Source organism: Rugamonas rivuli (assembly GCF_009380165.1).
GTDB lineage: Bacteria > Pseudomonadota > Gammaproteobacteria > Burkholderiales > Burkholderiaceae_D > Rugamonas > Rugamonas rivuli.
In genome coordinates this window covers 918,756-945,333 of record NZ_WHUF01000003.1, presented here as the reverse complement: position 1 = coordinate 945,333, position 26,578 = coordinate 918,756, and the positions used below count along the sequence as shown (strand labels likewise).

Genomic DNA, 26,578 nt, shown 5'->3' with positions numbered 1-26,578 from the left:
AACACCATGACTGCATTGATCGCCCTGGTCCGCAAGGACTTGATCCTCTATATCAACGACAAGCGCGCGCTGATGCTGCACCTGCTGATGCCGGTCATCCTGGCGGCCTTCTTCGGTTCGCTGTTCGGCGGCGGCTCCGAAGCCAAGACCAGCAAGATCGAAGTCGGCCTGGTGCAGCTGGACCAGTCCGACAGCGGCAAGAAAATCGCCGCCGGCCTGAAAGCCGACAGCGCCCTGACCATCATCGATCTGAGCGACGCCGAGGCCCAGGACCGGGTGCGGCATGGCAAGCTGTCGGTGGCGGTGGTGATACCGGCCGGCTTCGGCGATGCCGCCGCCGGCGCGCTGTTCAGCGGCCGCAACAAGCCGGAGCTGCCGGTCTACTACGATCCTTCGCAATCGACCATGCTGGCCATGGTGAAGGGCTTGCTGACGCAGCAGGTGATGCAGGTGACCAGCGCCGCCGCCATGGGCCCCAAGGGCAACCTGACCACGGAGAAGCAGCTGGCCGAACTGCGCGCCGAAGCCGCCGGCGATCCCGCCAAGGCCCCGTTGAGCGAGTTCCTCACCAGCCTGAAGAAATTCCAGGACCAGCGCGCCGCCGACGACGCCGGCAAGGAAGCCGCCGCCAAGGCCGAGGGCAAGCCGGCGCCGGCCGATGCGCCGGTCGGCATGACCATGCCTTACACCACGCAGGATCAGGCGCTCAGCAGCGGTCCCAAGTACAACGGCTATGCGCATTCGTTTGCCGGCATGGGCGTGCAGTTCATCCTGTTCATGGGCATCGACATGGGTGTCGGCATTTTGCTGGCGCGTCGTACCGGCGTCTGGAACCGCCTGCTGGCGGCGCCGGTGTCGCTGGCCACGGTGCTGAGCGGCCGCGCCGTGTCGGGCGCCATCATCGCCATGGCGCTGATGTGCTCGATGTTCGTCTGCGCCATGCTGATCTTCAAGGTACAGATCAGCAGTTTGCCCGGCTTCCTCGGCATGGCCGCCAGCTTCTCGCTGATGACCGCGGCGTTCGGCCTGCTGATCGCCGCCTTTGGCAAGACGCCGGAAGCGGCGCGCGGCATCGCCACCTTCGCCACGCTGATCATGGTGATGCTGGGCGGGGCGTGGGTGCCGTCGTTCGTGTTCCCGGCCTGGGTGCAGCAGGCCACGCTGGTGGTGCCGACGCGCTGGGCGGTCGACGGTTTCGATGCCGTCACGTGGCGCGGCCTGGGCCTCGATGGTGCGCTGCAGCCGATCGCTGTGCAGCTGGCGTTTGCCGTGGTGTTTGGCGGCATCGCGGGCTGGAAATTCTTACGGGATCAGAAATGATGAAATTCGACTGGCATGGTGCGGAAATTTCGCGGGCGACTGAAATTGATGCGGACTATCGGAACACGCAAAACGTGCGCCGCTTTCTTTCCGGCCAGTGCGGACCGGATTTCAAGTTCGACCGTGAGCTGATGGCCTGGGTGCGCAGCGGTGCCGCGAAGAATATGGGCGACGTGGCGGATGAATGGACGCGCCGCCGCGAGCGGGGGCGGGCATGAAGGAATTCAGGTTTAATATTTTCGGAAAGTTTATAGCGATCACCGGCACAGCGGGGGCTTGGCGTGCCTTCTACCTTGGGGCCGACGGCAAGCGCCGGCCGGCAGATTTCATCGTCCCAGGCGACGTCGCCGAGCATGAGCTGTGCGAGTATCTGGCCGACCTCTATCATGAAAATGCTACGCCTCGAAATTGCAAGGCGGTGCAGCTATCGTGACAGGCGCAACTCTGCAGGTTCGAGTTCTGGATACTTCCTGTGTATCGGCTTCATGATGTCGAGATACATCGCCCCCATGATTTTTCCTATCTCTTCCCGGTAAGCGTCGAACTCCTCCTCGCTGCAGGCTTCCCGCACCCGGATGAGCGAATTATTCAGTTCTTTTGACTGTGCCTCAAGCATGGAAAGCACTTCCTGAGCTATCTCTTTTCGCATCACTACATCCATTGCAGATATCCTTGATTTAAGCCAAACCGAGCTGAACATTGACCTAAAGTTTCCGTAAATCAATCCGATACATAAGGATACAAATCGTTTTCGTGAGTTTTTGAATGCCTCAATCCGTCCGGGCTCTGATCGCGCACTGCGTGAACCAGGTGGTTCGCCAGTACTATCCCGAACAATACTGTTCGTTGTGCCATGTTTACGCCATCGTCGGCTCCAACCTGATCAGCATCGTACTGGGGCGGGTGTACCGGCCGGTGGCGGGCCTGGCCGCTGTCGATTGCGGCGGCGGCGAGTTGATGCGCATGATGGACAACAATGCCTTCTCCAACCCCGCCGGCGGCGCCTACCACTGCTGGATCGAATCTGCCGACGACGTGATGACCGAGCGCGAAGTGGTCGATCTGACCTTCCGTCACAATCACATCTACGCTGAAAAGAACGGCCACGGCTGGCGGCGCGAACTGCCGCCGGATTTTCTGTGGGGGCCGCAAAGCCAGATCGCCGTGCAGGCGCCGATCGACGCGATACCGACTTCCTTCCCGGATGGCATGGTATGGCTGCACGAAACCGACGAAGGCTGGGAATGGATGACGGCCCAGCTGCTGGAACACCAGAACGCCTTTGTGGCGCTGACGGCCGAAGCCTACAAGCTGTTCCAGGCCAGCCTGCCGCCAGATAGCCGGCTGCTGGCCCAGGCGCAGGCCGCGTCCGGCGCGAACACGGCGGCGGCCACCGAGACGATGGCCGCGCAGTAAAACATCAGGACAGGTTAGGGGCCAGCCAGCGCTCCATATCGGCCTTGTCCACCTTGCGGCGCGCAGCCATGTCGTTCAACTGATCCTCGCCGATCTTCCCGACCACGAAGTACTTCGATTCAGGGTGCGCGAAGTAGAAGCCCGACACCGCCGCGCCAGGATACATGGCGAACGATTCGGTCAGCACCATGCCGATATCCTCGGCCTGCATGGTGTCGAACATCTCGCGCTTGACGGTGTGCTCCGGGCAGGCCGGGTAGCCTGGCGCCGGACGGATACCCACATACTTCTCGGCGATCATGTCGTCGTTGCTCAGCGCCTCGGTCGGCGCATAGCCCCACAGGTCGGTCCGCACGCGCTCGTGCAGGTATTCGGCGAAGGCTTCGGCCAGACGGTCGGCCAAGGACTTGAGCATGATCGACGAGTAGTCGTCATGCGCATCCTCGAAGCGCTTCTCGTACTTCTCGATGCCCAGGCCCGCCGTTACGGCGAACATGCCGATGTAGTCCTTGATGCCCGATTCCTTGGGCGCGATGAAGTCGGCCAGGCACTGGTTGGGCCGCTGCACGCCGTCCACCACCGGCTTGACGCCTTGCTGGCGCAGGCCGTAGTAGGTGAAGTCGACGGTGCCGCGCGTGTCGTCGGTGTAGATCTCGATGTCGTCGTCGTTGACGCTGTTGGCCGGCAGCAGCGAGATCACGCCGTTGGCGGTCAGCCAGCGGCCGTCGATCAGCTTCTTCAGCAGCGCCTGGCCTTCTGCGTACACCTTGGTCGCCGCTTCGCCGACCACTTCATCGGTCAGGATGGCAGGGAAAGGGCCGGCCAGGTCCCAGGTCTGGAAGAACGGACCCCAGTCGATGTACTTGGCGATGGTGGCCAGGTCGACGTTCTTGAACTCGCGGCGGCCGATGAACTTCGGCTTGACCGGCGCGGCCGCGCCGGTGAACGGCACCACCATCTTGTTGGCGCGCGCGTCCTTCAGCGACAGCATCGGCAGCGCCTTCTTGTTGGCGTGCTGCTCGCGGATGCGCACATAATCCTGCTCGATCTCGTCGATGTACTGCTGGCGGCTCTCCGGCGTCAGCAGCGACTGCGCCACCGACACGGAACGCGACGCATCCGGCACGTACACCACCGGACCCTCGTAGTTGTGGGCGATCTTGACGGCCGTGTGGGCGCGGCTGGTGGTGGCGCCGCCGATCAGCAGCGGGATCTTCATCATGCGGAAGTGTTCGTCGCGCTGCATTTCCTTGGCCACGTGGGCCATCTCTTCCAGCGACGGCGTGATCAGGCCGGACAGGCCGATGATGTCGGCGTTTTCCAGCTTGGCGCGCGCCAGGATCTCGGAGCAGGGCACCATCACGCCCATGTTCACTACTTCGAAGTTATTACACTGCAGGACCACCGAGACGATGTTCTTGCCGATGTCGTGCACGTCGCCCTTGACGGTGGCGATGACGATCTTGCCCTTCGGTTTGGCGACGATGCCGGTGCGCGCTTCCTCGGCCTTCTTCTCTTCCTCGATGTACGGGATCAGGTGGGCCACGGCCTGCTTCATCACGCGCGCCGATTTGACCACCTGCGGCAGGAACATCTTGCCCTGTCCGAACAGGTCGCCGACGATGTTCATGCCGTCCATCAGCGGGCCTTCGATCACGTGGATAGGACGGCCGTTGGCAGCCAATACCTGCTGGCGCATCTCTTCGGTGTCGTCGGTGATGAACTGGGTGATGCCGTGCACCAGCGCGTGCGCCAGGCGCTTCTCGACCGGCGCGTTGCGCCACTCCAGATTCTGCGCATCCTGCTTGCCGGCGCCGGCCTTCAAGGTGCCGGCGATGTCGATCATGCGTTCGGTGGCGTCCTCGCGGCGGTTCAGCACCACGTCCTCGACGCGTTCGCGCAGCTCGGCCGGCAGGTCGTCATACACGCCGACCATGCCGGCGTTGACGATACCCATGGTCATGCCGGCCTTGATGGCGTGGTACAGGAACACAGTGTGGATCGCTTCACGCGCCGGGTCGTTGCCGCGGAAGGAGAACGAGACGTTGGATACGCCGCCCGAGATCTTCGCGTGCGGCAGGTTGTCCTTGATCCAGCGGGTGGCGTTGATGAAGTCCACCGCGTAGTTGTTGTGCTCTTCGATGCCGGTGGCGATGGCGAAGATGTTCGGGTCGAAGATGATGTCTTCCGGCGGGAAGCCGACGGTGTTCACCAGCAGCTTGTAGGCGCGTTCGCAGATTTCGATCTTGCGTTCGAAGGTGTCGGCCTGGCCTTTTTCGTCGAAGGCCATGACGATGACGGCGGCGCCGTAGCTGCGGCAAAGCTTGGCCTGGCGGATGAACTCTTCCTCGCCTTCCTTCATCGAGATCGAGTTGACGATGGACTTGCCCTGCACGCACTTCAGGCCCGCTTCGATCACCGACCATTTCGACGAGTCGATCATGATGGGCACGCGGGAGATGTCCGGTTCCGAGGCGATCAGGTTCAGGAAGCGCGTCATGGCCGCCAGCGAATCGAGCATCGCCTCGTCCATGTTGATGTCGATGACCTGGGCGCCGTTTTCCACCTGCTGGCGGGCCACGCTGAGCGCTTCGTCGTACTGCTCGTTCAGGATCATGCGGGCGAAGGCCTTGGAGCCGGTGACGTTGGTGCGCTCGCCGACGTTGACGAACAGCGAGTCGTCGTCAATGGTGAACGGCTCCAGGCCGGACAGGCGCTGCGCCACCGGCACTTTCGGCACGGTGCGCGGCGTGACCTTGGCGAGGATCTCGCCGATGGCCTTGATGTGGTCCGGCGTGGTGCCGCAGCAGCCGCCGGCGATGTTGATGAAGCCCGCTTCAGCGAACTCCTTCAGCAGCGCCGAGGTGTCGGCCGGCAGCTCGTCGAAGCCGGTGTCGCTCATCGGGTTGGGCAGGCCGGCGTTCGGGTAGATGCAGACAAAGGTATCGGCGATCTGCGACAGCTCTTCGGCGTAAGGGCGCATCAGCGCCGCGCCCAGCGCGCAATTGAGGCCGATGGTCAGCGGCTTGGCGTGGCGCACCGAGTTCCAGAAGGCCGGCACGGTCTGGCCGGACAGGATGCGGCCGGAGGCGTCGGTGACGGTGCCGGAGATCATCAGCGGCAGGCGCGGTTGGTCCGGGTTCTCTTCGTAGAATTTGTCGATGGCGAACAGCGCGGCCTTGCAGTTCAGCGTGTCGAAGATGGTTTCGACCAGCAGCACGTCGACGCCGCCTTCGATCAGGCCCTTGGTCTGCTGGTGGTAGGCGTCGACCAGCTGGTCGAAGGTGATGTTGCGGGCGGCGGGGTCGTTCACGTCCGGCGAGATCGACGCGGTCTTCGGCGTCGGCCCGAGCGCGCCGGCCACGAAGCGCGGCTTGTCGGCGCTGCTGTACTTGTCGCAGGCGGCGCGCGCCAGCTTGGCCGCTTGCACGTTCATCTCGTAGGCCAAGTGGCCCATGTGATAGTCGTCCTGCGCGATGGTGGTGGCGCCGAAGGTGTTGGTTTCGATCAGGTCGGCGCCGCCGGCCAGGTAGCGCTCGTGGATCTCCTGGATCACGTGCGGCTGGGTCAGCGTCAGCAGCTCGTTGTTACCCTTGACGAACAGCTCGCGCGCGCCGGAGTCTGCGGGGGCGGCGAAATCGATGAAACGGCCGTTGGGGCCGCCGCGGTATGCGGTTTCATCCAGCTTGTACTGCTGGATGATGGTGCCCATCGCGCCGTCGAGGATCATGATGCGGCGTGCGAGGATCTCACGCAGCTGGGCATCGGTCTTGGACATGACGGGGCGGGACACGTTGTTGTTCATTTATAACTTTCTGAGGTCGTGGACGAGCGCGACGGGAGTTGCCGACGGTCTAAAATTATACGGCATCACGGAATTTGCTTCAGAAGACTGCTGCGACGCAGCAACAATCTGCCAAATTTGCCTGTTTTTACATCACGCAGCTTTGCGACACATAGCGATACGCAGGCGCTACAGTGCGCAATCCGCCTGCAACATGGTGTCGAGAGAATAAGCTTTCCTTATTCTCCAGGCGCCACAATGAAAATCACCGTCATCATTTCGGCGCACCGCAAGGGCCGCGAGCTCGAATGCGTGCTGACCGGCTACGCCATGCAGACCCGCAAGCCCGATCAGATCATCATCGCGCAGGATGGCCGCGACCCGGCGATCGGCGCCGCGCTGGAGGCGGTGCGGCGGCGCGGCTGGACGATTCCGCTGCTGTACCAGAACCAGGAGCAGCGCGGCTTCGGCAAATACCGTGCGCTCAACCGCGCCGTGCTGGCGGCCAGCGGCGACCTGCTGCTGTTCACCGACGGCGACTGCGTCCCGCGCGACGATTATGTGGCCAACTATGTGCGGCTGATGCGGCGGGGGATTTTTCTGTCGGGCGGCAGCCATGTCAGCATCCCCGAGGCCTATCACCTGCGGCACGACCTGCTGGAGGCGGTGCGCGACCAGAGTTTGTTCGACTATGGCTACCTGAGTGCGATCCCGGGCTTTTGCAAGAGCGCCAACCGGCTCACGCGTAACCGCTGGCTGGCGCGGGCGCTGGACCTGCTCACGCAGCGCAACGCCTTCAGCGGCTCCAACAGCTGCGCCTGGCGTGACGATGTGCTGGCGGTGGGCGGTTTCGACGAGCAGATGGCTTACGGCGGCGGCGATCTCAATATGGGGCTGCGGCTGAACCACATCGGCGTGCGTGGCGTGCGTGCGCGGCATACGCTGGTCAGCCTGCATCTGGACCATGAGCGCAGCTACTACTGCGCCGACAAGGAACGCGCCAACCACGACTGGAACCGCCAGGTGCGCCACGGCCGCCTGGTGCTGCCACGCGAGTCGCAGATCCGCACGGATTTCGCCCAGGCTGTGTGAAGTCTGCCGCTGAAGTGAAACATTGTGTAATCTACACCGGCTCTCTGATGTTTTGCAGGCGGAAAGATCCTATACTTCCTTGATTGAAAAAATTAAGGAATTTCCAATGTCTATCTCCTCCTCTTGCCGCATGGTCTTTGTGGCTGGCGCACTGGCCGGTTCGCTGGCGGCGCACGCGGACAGTTTCGTTTCCTCCGCCTCCAGCGCTGGTTCGGCGTCCAGCGGCAGTATCTCGGATTCGCTCAACGGTTCGAGCAACAGCTCCGGCGGCGACAAGCGCAAGGTCGCCGACGGCGAGTACCGCATCATCCAGATCGCCGCCACCCCGGACCGCGCCGACCGCACCCGCATCACCATGCAAGCCAACGATCCGCAGCAGCGCATCGTGCTCGATCTGCCGCAGATCACCTTCGACAAGCAGCAGCTCGCCGTCGGCGATGCGTTGTATGCGCAGAACCGCGCCTACGGCATCGAGTTCGGCCGCAGCGACAAGCATCAGCCGTTCTACCTGGTGCTGGCCGACGAGTGGTACGGCGAGCTGGCTTCGCGCCCCGTCAGCCTTTGACGCCACACCGCGCGCTGGCGCTGGCCGCGCTGGCCTGCGCGGCGCTGGCGTCGTCGGGGGCGGCGCAGGCAGGCAGCGTGGCCGGCTCCTCCGGCGCCTCGCGCTTCTGCGACCGCGGCCAACCGCTGACCGCCGCCGAGCAGGATCGCCTGCTGCGCTTTGCCGCCGTGCTGCGCGAGGAACTGGCGGACGTCGACGACGGCGTGGCGCTGGTCAGCCGTTCGGGGCTGGACTTGTCGCGCTTCGATATCCGCTACTCGCACGCGGCGCTGGCGTGGCGCTCGGAGACCGGCGCCTGGTCCGCGCGCCAGCTGTACTATGCCTGCGATGAAAGCCGGCCCCGCATCTTCGACCAGGGCCTGGCCGGTTTTGCGCTCGGCACCGACGATCCGGCCATGGGCTATGTCTCGGTGGTGCGCCTGCCGGCGGAGGCGATTGCCGCGCTACGCCCGGCATTGCTGGACGGGCCGCGCGTGCAGCATCTGCTGGCGTCCCAATACAGCGCCAGCGCCTACGCGTTCAGCGTGCGCTACCAGAATTGCAATCAATGGGTGATGGAGATGCTGGCCGCAGGTTGGGGCGAGCTGCCCGACGGCGACGACCTGCGCGCACGCGCCCAGGCCTGGCTGCGCGACGCGCACTACGCGCCGCAACCGGTGCAGGTAGGCTCGCGCTGGCTGATGCTGGCCTCGCACTTCGTGCCCTTGCTGCATCTGGACGACCATCCGGACGAAGACCGCTCGGCCATGCAGCTGCGTATCAGTCTTCCGTCAACGGTGGAGGCGTTTGTGCAGCAGCGCTATCCGGCCAGTGCACGCGTGGAGATGTGCCACGATGATGAGCGCATTGTCATCCATCGCGGCTGGACGCCCATCGCCGCAGGCTGCAAGCCGGGCGAGGGCGACCGTGTGGTGTCGCTGCGCGATTAAGCGAGTTCGGTGATCAGATTCTCACGCGAGCGGCGCACCTTCTTCAGGTTGACCAGCCAGTCGCCTTCAGGCTGGCGATAGCCGATCGGCAGGATCACCACGCTGCGCAGGTTGCGCTCTTTCAGCGACAGGATCTCGTCGACGGCGGCCGGGTCGAAGCCTTCCATCGGCGTGGCGTCGACGCCTTCGAAGGCGGCTGCCACCATCGCCACGCCCAGCGCGATGTAGGCCTGGCGTGCGGCGGCGTCGAAGTTAGCCTTTTCGCCGCGAGCGGCCACGATGCCCAGCAGCTTCTGGCGATAGGCTTCCCAGCCTTCGTTGATGAAGCCGCGCTGCTCGTTGGTCAGGTCGAACATCATGTTGACGCGTGCTTCGGTGATGTTGTCCCACGCCGCGAACACCAGCAGGTGCGAGCTTTCCGTGATTTGTGCCTGGTTCCAGCCGACGGCCTGGATCTTGGCGCGCAGCTCGGGATTGTTGACGACGAAGACTTCGAACGGCTGCAGGCCGCTGGAGGTCGGCGCCAGGCGGATCGCTTCCAGGATGCGTTCCAGTTTTGCGTCGTCCACCTTCTTGGCGGCGTCGAACTTCTTGGTGGCGTAGCGCCAGTTTAGTTTGTCAATTACTTCGGTCATGGGTGAGCTCCAGTGAAAAATCGTTATGCGCCCCCGGTCAGCAAGCTCCAGGGTACCGCTCTATAATAAGTTTCAAGTCAACTTGAGAGTCAAGGCAGAAAATGAAAATAGGTGAACTCGCCCGGAAATCGGGGTTGACCCCATCGGCTATACGGTTTTATGAGGAGCAGGGCCTGCTGGCACCCATTTCGCGCACGGCTGCGGGCTATCGCGAGTACTCCAACTATGCGATGGAGCGGCTGCATGTGATCCAGGTGTCGAAGCGGTTGGGGTTTTCGCTCGATGTCATCAAGGGCATGTTTGGCGAAAACGGCCAATGCCTGAAAAAGGAGATCCTGGAGCGTACCGAAACCCGCCTGCTTGAAGTCGAGGAGCAGCAGGAGGCGCTGGCACGCCAGCACCGGGAGTTGCTGGCGCTGCGTGCCATACTGCGCGACGAGAGTGTCAGCCGGCCGTTTTGCGAGAATCTTGCTGTGAACTGAGCGCCATCGCCAGCGCGTCGTCGAGCCGGTCGTTCCCCCAGAACATGGCGTCGCCGACCAGGAAGGTGGGGGCGCCGAAGATGCGATGGGCCTTGGCCTGTTCGGTGCGTGCGCGCAGCCTGGCCTTGTTGTCGTCCGCCTGTGCGGCGCGCAGGATGGCTTCTGCATCCTGCCCCAGCGCGGACAAGATCTCCGACATGCATTGTTCGCTGCCGATATCGCGGTCGTCGGCGAAGTTGGCCAGCATGGTGCGTTCGCAGAAGTCCAGCATCCACGGCTGTTCCTCGCACAGGATGCCGATGCGCGCGGCCAGCAGCGAGTTGCGCGGGAAGGTGGACGGCTGCCGCCACGGCAGGCCGTACTTGGCGCACTGGCGCGGCATGTCCTGCCACACGTAGGCGCCTTTGTCCTTCTGCAGGACGAAGGGTGAGTTGTTCCAGCCGGCGTCCTTGAAGATGGGGCCGAGCAGGAAGGGGCGCCACGCCACATCCGTTTGTCCCAGCTGGCGCAGGCGCATCACGCTCAGGTAGCTGTAGTTGCTGGCGAAGTCGAACCAGAATTCCACTTTCATTTTCATCTCCCCTTGTAGATCAACAGGCAGCGGATCTCGATGCTTTCCCTCGGCGGCGCGTCGACCGGTGCGTCCGGATGTTCAAAGGCGGCGTGCGGCGTGTAGCGGGCCAGCGGGCCTGGCGCGGAATCGAACTGCTTGAACACCAGCACCTCGTCGCGCGTCATCGCCGGGAAGTAGGACCATGCATGGTCGCTATTGTGCACTGCCTGGTAGATTTCGCCGTTCCGCTCGGGATAAAAAATATCGCTGGCCACCAGGTCGGCGGGCGTTGCACTGCGGGCGTCGCACACGGCCAGCGGCGCGTCGAGTACCGGGTGGCGGATCGAGCGCCACAGGTTGATGATGCTGTAGCGTTGTACGTGCTCGGTGTCTCCGCGCAGTTCCAGTTCCAGCCGCCGTCGCGCCGATGCGGGCGTGAAGTCGCAATGCACGCGGCCTGCCGCGCCGGGGCGCTGGCCTTCGATGCGGCCGAAGGCTTGCGGCGTACCCGGCATACGCTTGCGCAGCAGGTGGTCGAACACGAAGGCCTCGCTGGCGCCGGTCAGCGCCAGGGCCAGTTCGGCTACTTCGGGGTAGTAGCGTCGGATGACTTCTTCCTTGTCGGTGAAGTCACGCACGGTGCTGGGGGCGTGGCGCAGCAGATAGCCTTCGCGGTCCAGCGACAGCGGCCCGGCTGTGTCGGCGCGGGCGTCGCGTATCGTCACCGGCACGCGGTGGTAGCTGGCGTTCTCCCATGGCTGGCCGTCGGGCGGCGGATACATATAGGTGTGGGGCCGCTCCGGCGTCGGGCGCAGATACTCCAGCGCGGCGGTGGTGGTGTGTGTCATCGCTTCCTCCCTGAAAGCTCCATTGAACCCGATCGTCACGCCGCGCTCAAACGATATCTCCGGCGGTTTCGCATTCCCAATTCGCATGCGTGATACATTGACGGAATGGCTAATCGACTTCTGGATCTTCCTCCTCTGGACCTGCTGCGCAGCCTGGTCGCAGTCGGCAGGCGCATGAGTATCACGCTCGCCGCGCAGGACATGTGTGTGACGCAATCGGCGCTCAGCCGCCAGGTGCAGGCGCTGGAGGCGACGCTTGGCTATCGCGTGCTGGTGCGCGGGTACCGCTCCATCGAGTTCACGCCGGAGGGGCGGCGGCTGTTCCGCCATGCCGATGCGATGCTGGAGCAGCTCGGCGAAGTGGTCGCCAGTCTGCGGCCAGAGCGTGGCCATGCGCGCCAGGCGGTAACGATCAGCGCCAGTATCGGCGTGACGGCCTTGTGGATCCTGCCGCGCCTGAACGCCTTCCAGCAGGCTGCCCCAAAGATCGATGTGCGCGTGGCGGCCAGCAACCGCTTCGTCGACCTGGAACGCGAGCAGGTGGACCTGTCGCTGCGCTATTGCCGCCCGCAGGATGCGCCCGAAGGCGCGCTGCGCTTGTTCGGCGAGGCGCTGGTGCCGGTGGCCCATCCATCATTGGCGGTGGATGCGATAGAAGATCCGGCGCAGCGCAAGCGGCAGGTGCTGCTGGAGTTCGACGACGTGTCGCGCCCCTGGCTGCAATGGCCGGCGTGGTTGCGTGGCGCCGGTGCGGGGCGCGCAAAGCCGAAGGGTGTGCTGAGTTTCAATCAATACGATCAGGTGGTGCAGGCGGCACTTGCGGGGCAGGGCGTGGCGCTGGGCCGGCTGGAACTGGTGCGGCCCTTGCTGGAGCAGGGCCGGCTGGCGCTGGCCAGCGCGCTGCCAGCGACAGCCAGCGATTATGCATACTGGCTGATTGCGCGCAGCGCGCTTAGCGCCGATGCAGCAGTCGTTCGTGATTGGATATGTGAAGAAGCGGCGCACAGCGGCGGTGCGCCGAATGCGCGCCGTGCCGCGCGGCGCAAGGCGCGCACGGCGGCGGGCTGAGGATCAGGCGAAACTCTGGCCTTCGAGCGGGAATCCTTTGATGAATTCCGCAGCCGGCAGGCGCTTGCCGCCTGGCTTTTGCAGTTCCGTCAAACGCAGCGAACCGCTGCCGCAGGCGACCACGATGCCATGCTGCGCATCGGCTGCCAGCACGCGGCCTGCCGGCCCTTTGCTGTCGGCTTCCAGCACTTCGGCGCCCCACAGCTTGACGTTGACGCCGTTGACCGCCGCATGCGCGCCGGGGAAGGGATTGAAGGCGCGGATTTTGCGGCCGATCTCCACCGCCGATTGCGTGAAGTCCAGCGCCGCTTCTTCCTTGCTGATTTTGGCGGCGTAGTTGACGCCCGCTTCCGGCTGCACCACGGCTTCCAGCTGGCCGTGCTGCATCTTGCGCAGCGCTTCGACGATCATCTTGCCGCCCAATGCGGCCAGCTTGTCGTGCACGATGCCGGTGGTGTCCTGCTCGCCGATGGCGATGCGTTCGATCAGCAGCATCGGGCCGGTGTCCAGGCCTTCTTCCATCTCCATGATGGTGATGCCGGTCTCGGTGTCGCCGGCCTCGATTGCGCGGTGAATCGGCGCGGCGCCGCGCCAGCGCGGCAGCAGCGAACCGTGGATGTTCAGGCAGGGCTTGATGTCCAGCGTGGCGCGCGGCAGGATCAGGCCATAGGCCGCCACCACCATCACGTCATATGGCGTGGACAGCAAACGCGCATGCGCTTCCTTCGCCTGCTCGGCGCGTACCGGGTCTTTGCTGTCGGTGCGCAGCGACAGCGGCTGCAGCACCTCGATGCCCTGCGTCAGCGCGTACTGCTTGACGGCCGACGGCTGCAGATGCATGCCGCGTCCGGCCGGACGGTCCGGCTGGGTCAGCACCAGCGGGATCTCGAAGCCCGCCTCGTGCAAGGCTTGCAGCGCCACGGCGGCAAATTCCGGCGTGCCGGCGAAGATGACTTTCATGCGGGTTCCCTGTGCGGCTTAGAAACGACGACCTGCGGCGCGCAGCTGGGCTTCACGGGCCATGCCGCGTTCTTCCTTGACCAGCTTGGCCTTGATACGGTTGCGCTTCAGCGGCGACAGGTATTCGACGAAGACCTTGCCCAGCAGGTGATCCATTTCGTGCTGGATGCAGACTGCCAGCAGGCCGTCGGCTTCCACTTCGAAAGGCTGGCCCTTGACGTCCAGCGCGCGCACCTTGATCTGGGCGTGGCGTTCGACGCCGTCGTAGATGCCCGGCACCGACAGGCAGCCTTCATCGTAGACCTGCTTCTCTTCGCTGGCCCAGATGATTTCCGGATTGATGTAGGCGACCAGCGCGTCCTTGGTTTCGGAGATGTCGATCACGACCAGTTGCTCGTGCACGTCGACCTGCGACGCGGCCAGGCCGATGCCCGGCGCGTCGTACATGGTCTCGGCCATGTCGGCGACCAGCTTTTCCAGCTTGGCGTCGAAGACGGTGACTGGCGTGGCGACTTTATGCAGACGCGGATCGGGGTAACGCAAAATATTTAAGATGGCCATATGCTGTAACTGTGTTGATAACTAAGTGAATGCCTTGATAACGCGGCCGCGCAGACTACGCCGCCGCCGTCATTTTCCCGATCAAAAATGCAACAACCGCGCGGGCTTCCGTTGCGCGGTTTCGCTTGCTAGTTCAGGGTTTTATGGGCAGAATTTGATTCAATTTAGCAAGCCTTTTCCATTGATAGGGCGCCTCTTGCTATGGTGTGCCTGCGCAATTTACGGCGCAATTACTGGATCTACTAATGAAAAATTTTAGCACAGTCGGCACCCGCTTAGTATTGGCGGCTCTTTTTTCGGGCTGGACGGCGGCCTCCGCGGCTCCGCTGAAATGTGAATTCCGTGCCGATGCGCCGGACCAGCATCTGGTGGTCAAGGGCGATACGCTGTGGGATATCTCCGGTAAATTCCTCGAACGCCCGTGGTGCTGGCCCACGGTCTGGGGCATGAACCGCGAGGAAATCGCCAATCCGCACTGGATTTATCCGGGCCAGATCATCTGGTTCGACCGCGCCGCCGGCCGTCTGCGCCTGGGCAACAAGATCGAGGCCAGCGGCGACGGCAGCGCCGGCAACCTGCGCCTGAAGCCGCAACTGCGCACCGAGGGTCTGGGCAAGGACGCCGTGATGTCGATCCCGGCCGGCGTGATCGAACCCTTCCTGACCCAGCCGCTGATTATCGAAAACGACGAACTGGCCGGCGCCCCGCGCGTGGTGGCCACGCAGGACGGCCACGTATTCCTCGGCAAGGACGACAAGGCCTATGTGCGCGGCGACCTCAAGGGCGGCACCTCGTTCCAGGTGTTCCGCCCCGGCAGCCCGCTGAAAGATCCCGTCACCAAGGCCGTCATCGGCTACGAGGCGTTTTACCTGGGCACGCTGAAACTGCAGGCCGAGGCCCAGCCCGGCAGCGGCAGCGATGTCCACACCTTCGTGGTGGCCAGCGCCAAGGAGGAGATGGGCAAGGGCGACCAGCTGCGCGCGATACCGCCGATGCCGATGCAGAACTATGTGCCGCATCCGCCCGAGCAAAAGGTGGGCGCGCGGGTGGTGGCCATCTACGGCGGCGTCACGCACGCCGGGCAGAACCAGGTAGTCAGCATTAATCGCGGAAAGCTTGATGGACTCGACATCGGCTCCGTGCTCCAGTTGTACCATGCGGGGAAGACTGTCAGCGACGGCACGGCGGCAAAAAGCTGGCTGGGCATGCGCGAACAGCAGGTCAAGCTGCCGGACGAGGAAGTGGGCAGCTTGTTTATCTTCCGCGTGTTTAAGCATATTTCCTACGGCTTGATCATGCAGGTGTCGGCGCCGGTGGAAGTGGGCGACGTCGCCAAGTCGCCGGAGTGACCCGCGCCGTGCAAGCCACGGATACCCCCAACGTTCCATTCCAGCCAGTCAGCGCCGCCGCGCTGGCCGGCTGGCTGCGCTTGCAGATGACCGACGGCGTCGGCCTGATGACGGCGCACCGGCTGCTGCTCCGCTTCCGCACGCCCGAGGCGGTGTTCGACGCCGACCGCGCGGCGCTGCTGCGCGAGGTCAAGCCCGGCCAGGCCGACGCGCTGTTGCAGCCGCCGCCGGATGCGCTGGCGGCCCTGGTCGACGCCACGCTGGCCTGGCAGCAGCAGCCCGGCAATTTCCTGCTGAGCCACGACGATCCCGCCTATCCCGAAGCATTGCGCAACATCGCCGCCGCGCCCTTGCTGCTCTATCTCAAGGGCAGGACCGAGTTGCTGGCGCGGCCGTCGCTGGCCGTGGTGGGCTCGCGCAACGCCAGCGCCCAGGGCATGCTGAACGCCGACCGCATGGCGCAGGCGCTGTCGGAGGCGGGGCTGACCATCGTTTCCGGCCTGGCGCTGGGCATCGACGCGGCGGCGCACGCGGGCGGCTTGAACGGGCCGGGCAGCACCATCGCCGTCATCGGCACAGGGCCGGATCGGATCTACCCGGCCCGCAACAAGCAACTGGCCCGGCGCATCGCCGAGGAGGGCTGCATCGTCAGCGAGTACGCGCTGGGGACGCCGCCGCTGCGCGACAACTTCCCGCGCCGCAACCGCGTCATCAGCGGCCTGGCGCGCGGGGTGCTGGTGGTGGAGGCGGCTGCCCAGTCCGGTTCGCTGATCACGGCGCGGCTGGCGGCGGCGCAGGGCAGGGAGCTGTACGCGGTGCCCGGCTCCATCCACGCCACGCTGGCCAAGGGCTGCCACACGCTGATACGCGAGGGCGCCAAGCTGGTGGAAACCGCCGCCGATATCCTGACCGACCTGGAACTGTTGTCACCCGATGCCCCCGGCGGCCGGCCGTCGCCGGACGACAGCTTTGTCGACCGCGTGCTGGAGGCGCTGGGTGAGGATCCGGCCGGGGCGGACTTGCTGGCGCTGCGGTTGCAGCAGTCCGCCGCCGACCTGCAAGGCCAGCTGCTGGCGCTGGAACTGGCCGGCCTGGTCGAACGTTTGCCTGGGGGCATGTTCCAGCGTTTGCGGGCTTAGTTTGCGGGCTTAAGCGGCATGAAATTGCCTGAAAAACAGGCGATCTGTGCGGCACTTGTGCGCGATCTGTTTTAACTGATAGAGTAGAGCCATGTTCGACATCCTTGTTTACCTCTACGAGACTTACTATCGTCCCGATGCCTGCCCTGAACCGGCGGCCTTGGCCAAGAAACTGTCGGCCGTCGGTTTTGACGATGTCGAGATTTCCGAGGCCCTGGTGTGGTTGACCGACCTGACTGCCATGGCCGGGGTGGAACATACGCTGACCGCGTCCTCGACCGGCACGCGTTTCTACGTCGAAGAAGAGCAGGATGTGCTGGGGCCGGGCGCGATCGGCTTCATCCAGTTCCTGGAGTCGGCCAAGGTGCTGTCGCCGTTGCAGCGCGAAATCGTCATCGAGCGCGCGCTGGCGCTGGAAGAGGCGCCGGTATCGCTGGGCAAGCTCAAGGTCATCGTCCTGATGTTGCTCTGGAGCCAAGGCAAGGAGCCGGACGCGCTGATGTTCGACGACCTGTTCGGCTCGGACGAAGACCAGGCGCCACGCCTGCTGCACTAATATATACACGCCGCTGCGGCCTGTATTTCCCTTCGAGCATTTATTTAAGCAACATTCGACGGCGTGATACGCTGTATTGTGCTGTTTGCTTGCAGTCTGGTCGGCAACGCGCTTATCATTGGCGCTTTGACAAGACTGTGACGCCTCGGCCTTGCCATCCGCATCGCAAAAGTGCAGACTGCGGCGCGATCCATGTATGATGCGCATGCTGCACCCATCCAAAGTGTTAAAAAACGAGATACAAAATATGACCAAAACCCTCATCATCGCCGAGAAGCCTTCTGTCGCGAACGACATCGCGAAGACGCTTGGCGGCTTTACCAAGCACGATGAGTACTTTGAATCCGACGAGTACGTGCTGTCCTCCGCCGTCGGCCACCTGCTGGAAATTGCCGTACCGGAAGAACACGACGTCAAGCGCGGCAAGTGGAGCTTCGCCCACCTGCCGATGATTCCGCCGTACTTCGCGCTGAACCCGATCGCCAAGACCGAGGCCCGCCTCAAGGTGCTCAACAAGCTGATCAAGCGTAAAGACGTCACCACCCTCATCAACGCATGTGACGCGGGCCGCGAAGGGGAACTGATTTTCCGTTTGATCGCGCAGAACGCCAAGGCCAAGCAACCGGTCAAGCGTCTGTGGCTGCAATCGATGACGCCGGGTGCGATCCGCGAAGGCTTCACCCAGCTGCGCACCGACGAAGACATGATGCCGCTGGCCGACGCCGCCCGCTGCCGCTCGGAAGCCGACTGGCTGATCGGCATCAACGGCACCCGCGCGATGACCGCGTTCAACTCGAAAGAGGGCGGTTTCTACCTGACCACCGTGGGCCGCGTGCAGACGCCGACCCTGTCGATCGTGGTCGAGCGCGAAGAGAAGATCAAGAAATTCGTCTCGCGCGACTTCTGGGAAGTGCGCGCCGAGTTCGTGTGCGCCGCCGGCGTCTACGAAGGCCGCTGGCTGGACACCAAGTTCAAGAAGGACGAGACCGATCCGGAGAAGCGTGCCGAGCGCCTGTGGAGCAAGGCCGCGGCCGACTCTATCGCGCTGGCCGTGCGCGGCAAGCAGGGCGCCGTCACCGAGGAAGCCAAGCCGACCACGTCGATGGCGCCCGCGCTGTTCGACCTGACCAGCTTGCAGCGCGAAGCCAACTCGCGCTTCGGCTTCTCCGCCAAGAACACGCTGGGCCTGGCCCAGGCGCTGTATGAAAAGCACAAGGTGCTGACTTACCCGCGTACCGATTCGCGCCACCTGCCGGAAGATTACATTCCGACCGTGATGCAGGCGCTGGAAGTGGTCAAGGAAAACCCGAACTACCACCAGTTCGCCAAGCAGATCCTGGACAAGAAGTGGGTCAAGCCGAACAAGCGCATCTTCGACAACACCAAGATCTCGGATCACTTCGCGATCATTCCGACCACCATCGCGCCGAAGAACCTGTCCGAGCCTGAGCAGAAGCTGTACGACCTGGTCACGCGCCGCTTCATGGCCGTGTTCTTCCCGCCTGCGGAATTCCAGGTCACGACCCGTTACACCGAAGTGGCCGGCCATCAGTTCAAGACTGAAGGCAAGGTCATGACCAACCCGGGCTGGCTGGCGATCTACGGCAAGGAAGCCTCGTCGGACGACGACAAGGAAGGCAACGCCAACGGCAACCTGGTACCGGTCGCCAAGGGCGAGAAGGTGCTGACCGACACGGTCAACGCCAACGGCCTGGTGACGAAGCCGCCTGCGCGCTACACCGAGGCGACGCTGCTGTCGGCCATGGAAGGCGCGGGCAAGCTGGTCGAGGACGACGAACTGCGCGATGCGATGGCCGGCAAGGGCCTGGGCACGCCGGCGACGCGAGCCGCCACCATCGAGGGTCTGTTGACCGAACGCTACCTGCTGCGCGAAGGCCGCGAACTGATGCCGACCGCGAAAGCGTTCCAGCTGATGACGCTGCTGCGCGGCCTGGGCGTGAACGAACTGACCGCGCCGGAACTGACCGGCGAATGGGAATACAAGCTGTCGCAAATGGAGAAGGGCAAGATTTCGCGTGACGAGTTCATGCGTGAAATCGCCCAGATGACGCAGGTCATCGTCAAGCGCGCCAAGGAATACGACAACGATACGATCCCGGGTGATTACCACACCCTGCACACGCCGTGCCCGAACTGCGGCAGCGTGGTCAAGGAAAACTATCGCCGCTTCGCCTGCACCAAGTGCGAATTCTCGATGAGCAAAACGCCGGGCAGCCGCCAGTTTGAAATCGAGGAAGTCGAGCAGTTGCTGAAGGATCGCACCATCGGCCCGCTGCAAGGTTTCCGTTCGAAGATGGGCCGTCCGTTCGCCGCCATCCTGCGCATCGTGCGCGACGAAGAGATCAAGAACTTCAAGTTGGAGTTCGACTTCGGCCAGAACGACGATTCGGAAGATGCGGAACCGGTCGACTTCACCGGCCAGACCGCTTTGGGTCCGTGCCCGAAGTGTGCCGGTGGCGTGTACGAGATGGGCTTGGCGTATGTTTGCGAAAACAGCGTCGCCAAGCCGAAGACTTGCGACTTCCGCAGCGGCCGCATCATTCTGCAGCAGGAGATCTTGCCTGAGCAGATGGCCAAGCTGATCAACGAAGGCAAGACCGATCTGCTGCCAGGCTTTGTTTCGCAGCGCACGCGCCGTCCGTTCAAGGCCTTCCTGACCAAGGGCAAGGACGGCAAGATCAGCTTCGAGTTCGAGGAACGTAAGGCCAAGGGCCCGACTGACAAGTCGGGCGCCAAAGGCAAGGCGGCCGCCGTAGCGGACGAGGGCGCGGAAGCTGCGGAAGGCGCGGCGCCAGCCAAGAAAGCGCCGGCCAAGAAGGCAGCAGCAGCCAAGGCTCCGGCCAAGGCGGCGGCAGCCAAAAAGCCGGCGGCCAAAAAAGCGCCTGCCAAAAAAGCAGCCCCTAAAAAGGCCGCCGCGACCGCTGAGTAATTTTCAGTAGCGCCAATAAAAACGGGACCTCGAAGGTCCCGTTTTTCATGCTGGGGTCAAGTCTGACATTCGGACACGGCCAGAGCCGTAGTTTGCCGTTTGTGGCCGAGCTCGTGTCCAAATGTCAGACTAGACCCTCGGTTGGCGTTAGACGCGCCAGGTTGTACCTGGCTGTATCGCTACCTCGACCAGATCACCGGCCTGCCATTGCAGCACTTGTTCCTTGCCGAGCGTGACCGCGTGCGTTGGCGCGGGCAGGTTGCTGGCGATGGCGGTCCATTGCTGGCGCTCGCGGCGATAGACGGTGATGTCGCACGCGCCGCTCGGGCTGCCGCAGGCCCAGGCCATCCACTCATCGCTGATCAGCAGATAGCCTAGCTGGTCGCTCTGCGTTGCGGCAAGACGGACGCCGTGCATGGGGCCGCTGGGTTCGCGGTACCAGTCTTCGTCGTAGCTGTTGTCCAGGCCCGTCTCGTGGACGTGGTCGGCGTCGTCGAAGCGCATCCAGCCGGCGTCGAGCTCGCCGCTGAGGGCGGGGTAGGCGATGGCGGGATGCCAGGTGCAGCGCGTGCCTTCCACCACCGTCTCGCCGGCGAAGCCGTTGATGCCGACGCGGTCGACGGGGATGCGCAAGTCGATGTGATAGCGCGCCGCCTGGAACCACCACACCTGCGTGGTCAGGTCGCTGCTGCCGTTGCTGCGCCAGATGCCGCTACGGCGCCACAAGCCTTCGTATTCCGCTGGAACCATGTCACTTCAAATCGTCGGTGTAAAAGTAGACCGTACCACGAATCGCACTGGCGGGCACGTGCAGCGCTGCGGCCAGCGCCGCCGCCTGCGGTTGCTGCAGCGCCTGCTTGTTCAGCGTGATGGCGGCAGTCGATGCGTCAGCGGCCGCCGCGTAAGAAACGATGTGGTCGAAATCCGGCCGGCTGTCGATCTGCTTGATCAGGTAGCGCTGACTGCCGCTGCCAATCTGCACGTAGCTGGCGTCGTTGCTGGTCTTCTGCGTTGGCGATAGCTGGCGGAACATCAGCACCTTGTCGACCACGATGGTGGAAGCGGCGAACTGCGTCTTGCCGCCTTGCTCGAAATGGCCTTGCACCAGGTCGGCCTTGAACTGCCGCAGCGGCGCCGGGCTCGTTGGCGCCAGGCGCGACAGTTCGAATTTCTCCGGCGCGATGGTCCACAGCGCGGTCTTGCCGTCGAGACGGCGGCGCAGCGCCGCGTCGGTGGCGCGATCGGCCACGTGTACTTGCAGGATCACCTGATAGTCATGCGGCGCATGGAACATCGGCAAGTGCGATGCGTACAGGCCTTGCCGGCCGCCGAACAGCGCCATGCCGTGCTCGCCGTAGGTGGCGTCGGCCGCGCCGGCGCCGCCCGCGATCAGGGCCAGGCTCAGCAGCAGCGCGGACTTCATGCCTTCACCAGCAGCTTGCCGCGATGCTCGCCGGTGAACAGCGAGTTCAGCGCGGCCGGCAATTGCGCGAAGCCGTCGATCACGGTTTCCTCGAACACGATCCCGCCCGCCTTCACCCACGGCGCGACGATGCGTATCATCTCGTCCATGCGGTGCAGGTAGTCGCGCGCCAGCATGCCCTGGATCGTGGCGCGCTGGTATAGCATGTGGTGCAGCAGGCGCGGCCCCAGTTCCGGCGTCTCCAGGCCGCCGCTGTACTGGCTGATCTGGCCGCAGATGACGATGCGCGCGCGGCGGTTGATGATGGGGATGATGGCGTCGGTCGCCATGCCGCCGACGTTATCGAAATACACGTCGACGCCGCCGGTCAGCCGCTTGATCTCCGCGCCCAGCGTGTCGGCGTCTGAGTAGGCCTTGTAGTCGATGGCCCAGTCGGCGTCCAGCGTGTTGCGCAGCCAGTCGCACTTGGCCGGGCCGCCGGCGATGCCGAGCACGCGCGCGCCGTGGCGCTTGGCGAACTGCACCACCAGCGAGCCCACCGCGCCGGCCGCGCCGGACACCACCACCACTTCGCCCGCGTGCGGCTTGCCCGACTCCGTCAGGCCGAACCACGCGGTGCGGCCCGGCATGCCGAGCACGCCGAGCGCGGTCGTCACCGGCGCCAGCGCCGGGTCGATGCGCTTCAGGCCGCTGGCGTGGACGCGCGCATGCGTCTGCCAGCCGGTGTAGCTCTGCACCCAGTCGCCGACCGCGTAGCCGGGCGCGTTCGACGCCAGCACCTGCGCCACTACGGCGCCTTGCTGCACGGTGTTCAGTGGATGCGGATCGGTGTCGTAGGTCGGCTTGGTCGACTGGCCGATGCGCATGTAGGGATCGACGCTGAACCAGCGCGCTTCGATCAATACCTCGCCATCGCCGAGCGTGGTCGACAGTTGTTGTTCGACGAGCTCGTAGTGCTCGGCCGTGATCTGGCCGACCGGCTGGCGGCGGTAGATCCATTGTTGTTGGGTGATTGTAGTCATGAGGCAGATGGTAAGATGCTCTTCGTATCCGGTAAAGCAACTTAAATTCACTATTCGTATCCTGTTGGGACATCATGAATCTATCCGACCTGCGCGTGTTTGTCAGCGCCGCCCGCCGTCCCTCGCTGGGCGCGGCCGCGCTGGAGCTGCATTTGACGCCGTCGGCAGTGTCCAAGGCGCTCAAGCGGCTGGAGGACAGCCTGGGCAAGCCGCTGTTCGACCGCAGCGCCAAGCAGCTGGTGCTGAACGATAGCGGCCAGTTGCTGCTGGCGCGCGCCCAGACCCTGCTGGCGCTGGCCGACCAGGCCAAGGCCGATCTGATGGGCGAGCGCGCCGCCGTCGACAGCCGCATTGCCGGCCCGGCGATTCTGCTGTGGCGGCATGGGCAGATGCTGTCGCAGGCCTTGCGCGCTTATCCCGAAGCCAGCCTGCGCATGCAGGCGATGTTTGAGGATGAAGCGCTGGCGGCGCTGCTGCGCGGCGATATCAACGCCGCCATCGTCACCGGCGACGTCATCGAAGGACGCGGCGAGCATTGGTCGGACGAGTGGCAGGTGACGCCGCTGGGCAGCGTCACCTTGCATCTGGTGGCGGGGCAGCGGCATCCGCTGGTGCAGTCGCTGCAGGTGGCAAGCATCGCGCCGCTGCTGGAGGCGGACACGGGGCAAGTGCTGGCGCATGATTTCGCCTGTCCGTCGCGCTCGCTGTTCTGCGGCGTGCAGCGCGGCGCCCGCTCCGACGGCTGGCGCGACGACCAGCTGCCGCGCAAGATACGCTACTGGACCGATGACTTGCAGTTGCTGCTGTCGCTGGTCAAGTCCGGCGAGGCGCTGGCCTATCTGCCGGACTTCGCGCTGGCCGATCCCGAGCTGCGCCGCATCCACGTCACCGATTGCGCGTTCGAATGCGTGGAGCAGGTGGCGCTGGTGTGGAACCACACCAAGGCCAGCGCCTGGCAGCGCGAACTGGCGGCCTCGCTTGCCGGATACAACTCGTAACTTTTCTTACGGAACTGTGGTCGTCTGCCGCCGGGGCGGTCGCGTTAATTGCTCAAGACGCTGATGAACAGCGATCTGCCAACCACTAGAAAAGGACACACCATCATGAAAACCAAATCCCTGATGATCGCCGGCGTGCTTTCCATGATCGGCGCCGCAGCCTTCGCGCAGACCAATCCAGTGGCACAAGTCCATCAGGACAATGCTCAGATCCGCCAGGACGTCAAACAAGTACATCAGGACACCCGCCAGATCCAGCGCGACAACGCGGTGATCGCCGCCAAGCAGACCCAGGTGGCTGCAGGCCAGCAGCAGCTGCAAGCGGAACGCGGTGAACGTAACGCGCTGGCCCGCGCCGAGCACGCCGATGTGAAGAAGGGCGACCTGGCCGGCGCCCAGCAGCTGGACCAGGCGCGCCGCGCCGAGCAGCAAAACATCAAGGTGGAAAAGCAGGCCATCAAGCACGACGAAAAAGTGATCGCCCACCGCACTGCCGACAAGCATGTGGAACAGGTGGCGCGTCACGAAGCAAAAGTGGAGCGTCATGCGGACAAGGTCAAGCGCGACCATGACGCCGCCAAGATCTGATCGCTGAAATTTCCAGAAAGCCGGGCGCCTCCAAACCGCCCGGCTTTTTTACGCTTGCGCCAGCCTGGGTGAGCAACTATATTGAAATCATCATGACAGTCGCCCTCAACACCGTCAGCGCAAGTCCGGCTTACCAGCCGTATGTTCCCGTCGTATCCAGCGCGACGGCGGGGGCCTTGTCGTCGGCCGCCGTCAGCCTGTCGGCGGAGTCGGCGGTGGTGGCTTCGCTGGGCGGATCGACCGGTGCGGCGGTCTACACGCCGTCGGGCTTGCTCGATACGCTGCAGCAGGCGGGCACAGTGACGGAGCCCGTCAACGTGCCTGTAGAAGGCAGCAACGCCGACACCTCATCCACTGCGCAGAACGCGCTGGACCAGGGGCTGCTTGCGAGCCTGGCCTCGGCACCGTCGGCTTCCGGCGTGTACACCGGCTCGGGGACGGTCAGCGGCCTGTCCGCGCAGGCCTCGTCCAACTGGGCGGACCTGCTGAAGCTCAACCCCGGCCTGGCCGGCACCGTCATCGCCGACTCCTACAACGCCGGCCTGGTCAGCACCCTGCAGGCCACGGCTTAACGACCCTTCAGCAATAAATTAATTGCCGTGGTACACTGGCGATTCTTTAGGGCAACTTTCATCCTTCTGCCCGATTCGCAGTTCCAACAGTAGCAACACTGAGCGGCAACGCTGCTTTATTTCCAATATTGCCTTAACGGGCACACATATCATGAAAAATTTGAAAATCGGCACGCGCCTTGCCGCGGGCTTTGGCTTGGTATTGGCGTTGATGACGCTGATGACCGCGATCGGCATCAGCCATATGCAAACCGTGGCCGAAGCCACCCGCGACATGATGCAGCAGCCGCTGGCCAAGGAACGCATGATCAGCGACTGGTATCGCCTGATCCACACCAGCGTGCGCCGGACGTCGGCGATTTCGAAGAGCAGCGATCCGTCGCTGGGGCCGTTCTTCTCCGAAGAGACCGCCGCGTCGACCGCCGAAGTCAACGGCCTGCAAAAGAAGGTCGAGCCGCTGCTGGAAACCGACAAGGAAAAAGCGCTGTTCGACGATATGAAGGCCAACCGCAAGCGCTACCTGGCGTCGCGCGACGCCATCGTCGCGCTGAAGAAGGATGGCAGGCTGGACGAGGCGGCCGCCATGCTGGACCAGCATTTCACGCCAGACGGCAAGGCCTATCTGGAATCGCTGCGCGGCCTGCTGGAATTGCAACGCAAGAGCATCGACGATAACGCGGCGGCGATTGAATCGCTGTACGAGCGCAGCCGCCAGTTCATGATCGTGTTCGGGCTGGCGGTGCTGGCGCTGGGCATCGTCTGCGCCTGGCGTCTGACGCGCGGCATCACCGTGCCGCTGAGCCAGGCGGTGGACATCGCCGTCGCCGTGGCCAACAAGGATTTGACCACCCGCATCGTGGTCAGCAGCAAGGATGAGACCGGCCGCTTGCTGGAAGCGTTGCGCACCATGAACGATGGCTTGATCGGCATCGTCACCGAAGTGCGCAGCGGTACCGAGAGCATTTCCAGCGCGTCGAGCCAGATTGCGGCCGGCAACCTGGACCTGTCCTCGCGCACCGAAGAGCAGGCGTCCAGTCTGGAAGAAACCGCGTCGTCGATGGAAGAGTTGACCTCGACCGTGAAGCAGAACGCGGACAATGCACGTCAGGCCAATCAGCTGGCGGTGAAGGCGTCGGAAGTGGCGCAGCGTGGCGGCGGCGTGGTGTCGGACGTGGTGCAGACCATGGATGCGATCAACGGTTCGGCGCGCAAGATTGTCGACATCATCAGCGTGATCGATGGCATTGCGTTCCAGACCAATATCCTGGCCTTGAACGCGGCGGTGGAAGCGGCGCGCGCGGGCGAGCAGGGACGTGGTTTCGCGGTGGTGGCGACCGAAGTGCGCAGCCTGGCGCAGCGCAGCGCGACGGCGGCCAAGGAAATCAAGACGCTGATCGATGATTCGCTGGAAAAAGTGGATGCCGGCAGCATGCTGGTCACGCAGGCAGGCAACACGATGAGCGAAGTGGTGGAGAGCATCCAGCGCGTGACCGACATCATGGGCGAGATCACCACGGCCAGCATGGAACAGAGCTCGGGCATCGAGCAGATCAACCAGGCAATAGGCCAGATGGATCAGGTCACGCAGCAGAACGCCGCGCTGGTGGAGGAAGCCGCCGCTGCAGCAGCAGCGCTGCACGACCAGGCCGATGCACTGACCGAAGTGGTCGCCGTCTTCAAGCTGGCGGCTTAAAAAAACCGGGGGTCAAGTCTGACATTTGGACACGAGCTGAACCGTAGCGCGGGCTACAGTTCAGTTCGTGTCCAA

General features: G+C 63.9%; 27 protein-coding genes. 17 read left to right on the top strand and 10 right to left on the bottom strand.

What is annotated here, in order from left to right:
• Positions 1 to 6 precede the first annotated feature (6 nt).
• Genes GEV01_RS14655 through GEV01_RS14645 form a run of 3 tightly spaced genes read left to right on the top strand, consistent with a single transcriptional unit; the run spans position 7 to position 1,753 of the window.
• A complete protein-coding gene (locus GEV01_RS14655) occupies positions 7 to 1,320 on the top strand; it encodes an ABC transporter permease (protein WP_152805425.1) in 1,314 nt (437 codons plus the stop codon).
• A complete protein-coding gene (locus GEV01_RS14650; protein ID WP_235914356.1) occupies positions 1,317 to 1,538 on the top strand; it encodes a DUF6434 domain-containing protein in 222 nt (73 codons plus the stop codon). The genes GEV01_RS14655 and GEV01_RS14650 overlap by 4 nt, the downstream gene beginning before the upstream one ends.
• Positions 1,535 to 1,753 (top strand): DUF7661 family protein, encoded by a 219-nt coding sequence (locus tag GEV01_RS14645; RefSeq protein WP_152805422.1) that lies wholly within the window; start codon positions 1,535 to 1,537, stop codon positions 1,751 to 1,753. The genes GEV01_RS14650 and GEV01_RS14645 overlap by 4 nt, the downstream gene beginning before the upstream one ends.
• Here the strand turns inward: GEV01_RS14645 and GEV01_RS14640 are convergent.
• On the bottom strand, positions 1,745 to 1,981 hold the full coding sequence (locus GEV01_RS14640; RefSeq protein WP_217428396.1) for a hypothetical protein: 237 nt from the start codon (positions 1,979 to 1,981) through the stop codon (positions 1,745 to 1,747). The two genes, GEV01_RS14645 and GEV01_RS14640, sit on opposite strands and share 9 nt — an antisense overlap.
• 104 nt (positions 1,982 to 2,085) lie before the next feature.
• Between GEV01_RS14640 and GEV01_RS14635 the strand changes: the two genes are divergently transcribed.
• Positions 2,086 to 2,736, top strand: a complete 651-nt coding sequence (locus GEV01_RS14635; RefSeq protein ID WP_152805417.1) for a hypothetical protein — start codon at positions 2,086 to 2,088, stop codon at positions 2,734 to 2,736.
• 4 nt (positions 2,737 to 2,740) lie between these two features.
• On the opposite strand, the gene metH is transcribed toward GEV01_RS14635, so the two are convergent.
• A complete protein-coding gene (gene metH / locus GEV01_RS14630; RefSeq protein ID WP_152805742.1) occupies positions 2,741 to 6,514 on the bottom strand; it encodes a methionine synthase in 3,774 nt (1,257 codons plus the stop codon).
• Positions 6,515 to 6,778: 264 nt separating this feature from the next.
• Between metH and GEV01_RS14625 the strand changes: the two genes are divergently transcribed.
• From GEV01_RS14625 to GEV01_RS14615, 3 genes are all read left to right on the top strand, one after another.
• Positions 6,779 to 7,612 (top strand): glycosyltransferase, encoded by an 834-nt coding sequence (locus tag GEV01_RS14625; RefSeq protein ID WP_152805414.1) that lies wholly within the window; start codon positions 6,779 to 6,781, stop codon positions 7,610 to 7,612.
• Between the two features lie 106 nt (positions 7,613 to 7,718).
• Entirely contained in the window at positions 7,719 to 8,177 is a 459-nt protein-coding gene (locus tag GEV01_RS14620) for a hypothetical protein (RefSeq protein WP_152805411.1), read from the top strand.
• Entirely contained in the window at positions 8,174 to 9,106 is a 933-nt protein-coding gene (locus tag GEV01_RS14615) for a DUF2145 domain-containing protein (RefSeq protein WP_152805408.1), read from the top strand. The genes GEV01_RS14620 and GEV01_RS14615 overlap by 4 nt, the downstream gene beginning before the upstream one ends.
• Here the strand turns inward: GEV01_RS14615 and GEV01_RS14610 are convergent.
• Entirely contained in the window at positions 9,103 to 9,741 is a 639-nt protein-coding gene (locus GEV01_RS14610) for an NAD(P)H-dependent oxidoreductase (protein WP_152805405.1), read from the bottom strand. The two genes, GEV01_RS14615 and GEV01_RS14610, sit on opposite strands and share 4 nt — an antisense overlap.
• A 101-nt stretch (positions 9,742 to 9,842) precedes the next feature.
• Between GEV01_RS14610 and GEV01_RS14605 the strand changes: the two genes are divergently transcribed.
• Positions 9,843 to 10,223: a MerR family transcriptional regulator gene (locus GEV01_RS14605; RefSeq protein ID WP_152805402.1), complete on the top strand. Its 381-nt coding sequence runs from the start codon at positions 9,843 to 9,845 to the stop codon at positions 10,221 to 10,223.
• Here GEV01_RS14605 and GEV01_RS14600 read toward each other — a convergent pair.
• Together GEV01_RS14600 and GEV01_RS14595 are read right to left on the bottom strand one after the other, a co-directional pair.
• Positions 10,186 to 10,794 (bottom strand): 2-hydroxychromene-2-carboxylate isomerase, encoded by a 609-nt coding sequence (locus GEV01_RS14600; RefSeq protein WP_152805399.1) that lies wholly within the window; start codon positions 10,792 to 10,794, stop codon positions 10,186 to 10,188. The genes GEV01_RS14605 and GEV01_RS14600 overlap by 38 nt on opposite strands.
• A 2-nt stretch (positions 10,795 to 10,796) precedes the next feature.
• On the bottom strand, positions 10,797 to 11,624 hold the full coding sequence (locus tag GEV01_RS14595) for a CmcJ/NvfI family oxidoreductase (RefSeq protein WP_152805396.1): 828 nt from the start codon (positions 11,622 to 11,624) through the stop codon (positions 10,797 to 10,799).
• Between the two features lie 105 nt (positions 11,625 to 11,729).
• Between GEV01_RS14595 and GEV01_RS14590 the strand changes: the two genes are divergently transcribed.
• The gene (locus GEV01_RS14590; protein ID WP_152805394.1) at positions 11,730 to 12,692 is read left to right on the top strand and encodes a LysR substrate-binding domain-containing protein; all 963 of its coding nucleotides are present in this window, start codon (positions 11,730 to 11,732) and stop codon (positions 12,690 to 12,692) included.
• Between the two features lie 3 nt (positions 12,693 to 12,695).
• Here GEV01_RS14590 and fmt read toward each other — a convergent pair whose 3' ends face one another.
• On the bottom strand, positions 12,696 to 13,652 hold the full coding sequence (fmt, locus tag GEV01_RS14585) for a methionyl-tRNA formyltransferase (protein ID WP_152805391.1): 957 nt from the start codon (positions 13,650 to 13,652) through the stop codon (positions 12,696 to 12,698).
• An 18-nt stretch (positions 13,653 to 13,670) separates the two neighbouring features.
• The gene (gene def / locus GEV01_RS14580) at positions 13,671 to 14,213 is read right to left on the bottom strand and encodes a peptide deformylase (RefSeq protein WP_008445085.1); all 543 of its coding nucleotides are present in this window, start codon (positions 14,211 to 14,213) and stop codon (positions 13,671 to 13,673) included.
• Positions 14,214 to 14,458: 245 nt separating this feature from the next.
• Here def and GEV01_RS14575 point away from each other — a divergent pair, with 245 nt between their 5' ends.
• The 4 genes from GEV01_RS14575 (at position 14,459) to GEV01_RS14560 (ending at position 20,207) form a co-directional block, all read left to right on the top strand.
• Entirely contained in the window at positions 14,459 to 15,562 is a 1,104-nt protein-coding gene (locus tag GEV01_RS14575) for a LysM peptidoglycan-binding domain-containing protein (RefSeq protein ID WP_152805389.1), read from the top strand.
• Positions 15,559 to 16,701 (top strand): DNA-processing protein DprA, encoded by a 1,143-nt coding sequence (gene dprA / locus GEV01_RS14570; protein ID WP_328595522.1) that lies wholly within the window; start codon positions 15,559 to 15,561, stop codon positions 16,699 to 16,701. The genes GEV01_RS14575 and dprA overlap by 4 nt, the downstream gene beginning before the upstream one ends.
• Before the next feature lie 91 nt (positions 16,702 to 16,792).
• Complete coding sequence (locus GEV01_RS14565) at positions 16,793 to 17,257, top strand: DUF494 family protein (protein WP_008445092.1); 465 nt, start codon at positions 16,793 to 16,795, stop codon at positions 17,255 to 17,257.
• Between the two features lie 247 nt (positions 17,258 to 17,504).
• Entirely contained in the window at positions 17,505 to 20,207 is a 2,703-nt protein-coding gene (locus GEV01_RS14560) for a DNA topoisomerase III (RefSeq protein WP_152805386.1), read from the top strand.
• 147 nt (positions 20,208 to 20,354) lie between these two features.
• Here GEV01_RS14560 and GEV01_RS14555 read toward each other — a convergent pair whose 3' ends face one another.
• The 3 genes from GEV01_RS14555 to GEV01_RS14545 are packed head-to-tail and all read right to left on the bottom strand — an operon-like array spanning position 20,355 to position 22,652.
• The gene (locus GEV01_RS14555) at positions 20,355 to 20,957 is read right to left on the bottom strand and encodes a hypothetical protein (RefSeq protein WP_152805384.1); all 603 of its coding nucleotides are present in this window, start codon (positions 20,955 to 20,957) and stop codon (positions 20,355 to 20,357) included.
• A gap of 1 nt (position 20,958) precedes the next feature.
• Positions 20,959 to 21,630 carry a F0F1 ATP synthase subunit delta gene (locus GEV01_RS14550; protein ID WP_152805382.1) on the bottom strand — a complete coding sequence of 224 codons (672 nt, stop codon included), beginning with the start codon at positions 21,628 to 21,630 and terminating at the stop codon, positions 20,959 to 20,961.
• Positions 21,627 to 22,652, bottom strand: coding sequence for an NADP-dependent oxidoreductase (locus GEV01_RS14545; RefSeq protein WP_152805380.1), 1,026 nt, complete (start codon positions 22,650 to 22,652; stop codon positions 21,627 to 21,629). The genes GEV01_RS14550 and GEV01_RS14545 overlap by 4 nt, the downstream gene beginning before the upstream one ends.
• A gap of 74 nt (positions 22,653 to 22,726) precedes the next feature.
• On the opposite strand from GEV01_RS14545, the gene GEV01_RS14540 reads away from it, so the two are divergent.
• The 4 genes from GEV01_RS14540 (at position 22,727) to GEV01_RS14525 (ending at position 26,503) form a co-directional block, all read left to right on the top strand.
• Positions 22,727 to 23,650, top strand: a complete 924-nt coding sequence (locus GEV01_RS14540; RefSeq protein ID WP_152805379.1) for a LysR family transcriptional regulator — start codon at positions 22,727 to 22,729, stop codon at positions 23,648 to 23,650.
• A gap of 105 nt (positions 23,651 to 23,755) precedes the next feature.
• Entirely contained in the window at positions 23,756 to 24,238 is a 483-nt protein-coding gene (locus GEV01_RS14535; protein ID WP_070358103.1) for a hypothetical protein, read from the top strand.
• A 92-nt stretch (positions 24,239 to 24,330) separates the two neighbouring features.
• Entirely contained in the window at positions 24,331 to 24,810 is a 480-nt protein-coding gene (locus tag GEV01_RS14530) for a hypothetical protein (protein ID WP_152805377.1), read from the top strand.
• A gap of 151 nt (positions 24,811 to 24,961) precedes the next feature.
• Positions 24,962 to 26,503, top strand: coding sequence for a methyl-accepting chemotaxis protein (locus GEV01_RS14525; RefSeq protein WP_152805375.1), 1,542 nt, complete (start codon positions 24,962 to 24,964; stop codon positions 26,501 to 26,503).
• Positions 26,504 to 26,578: the final 75 nt, after the last annotated feature.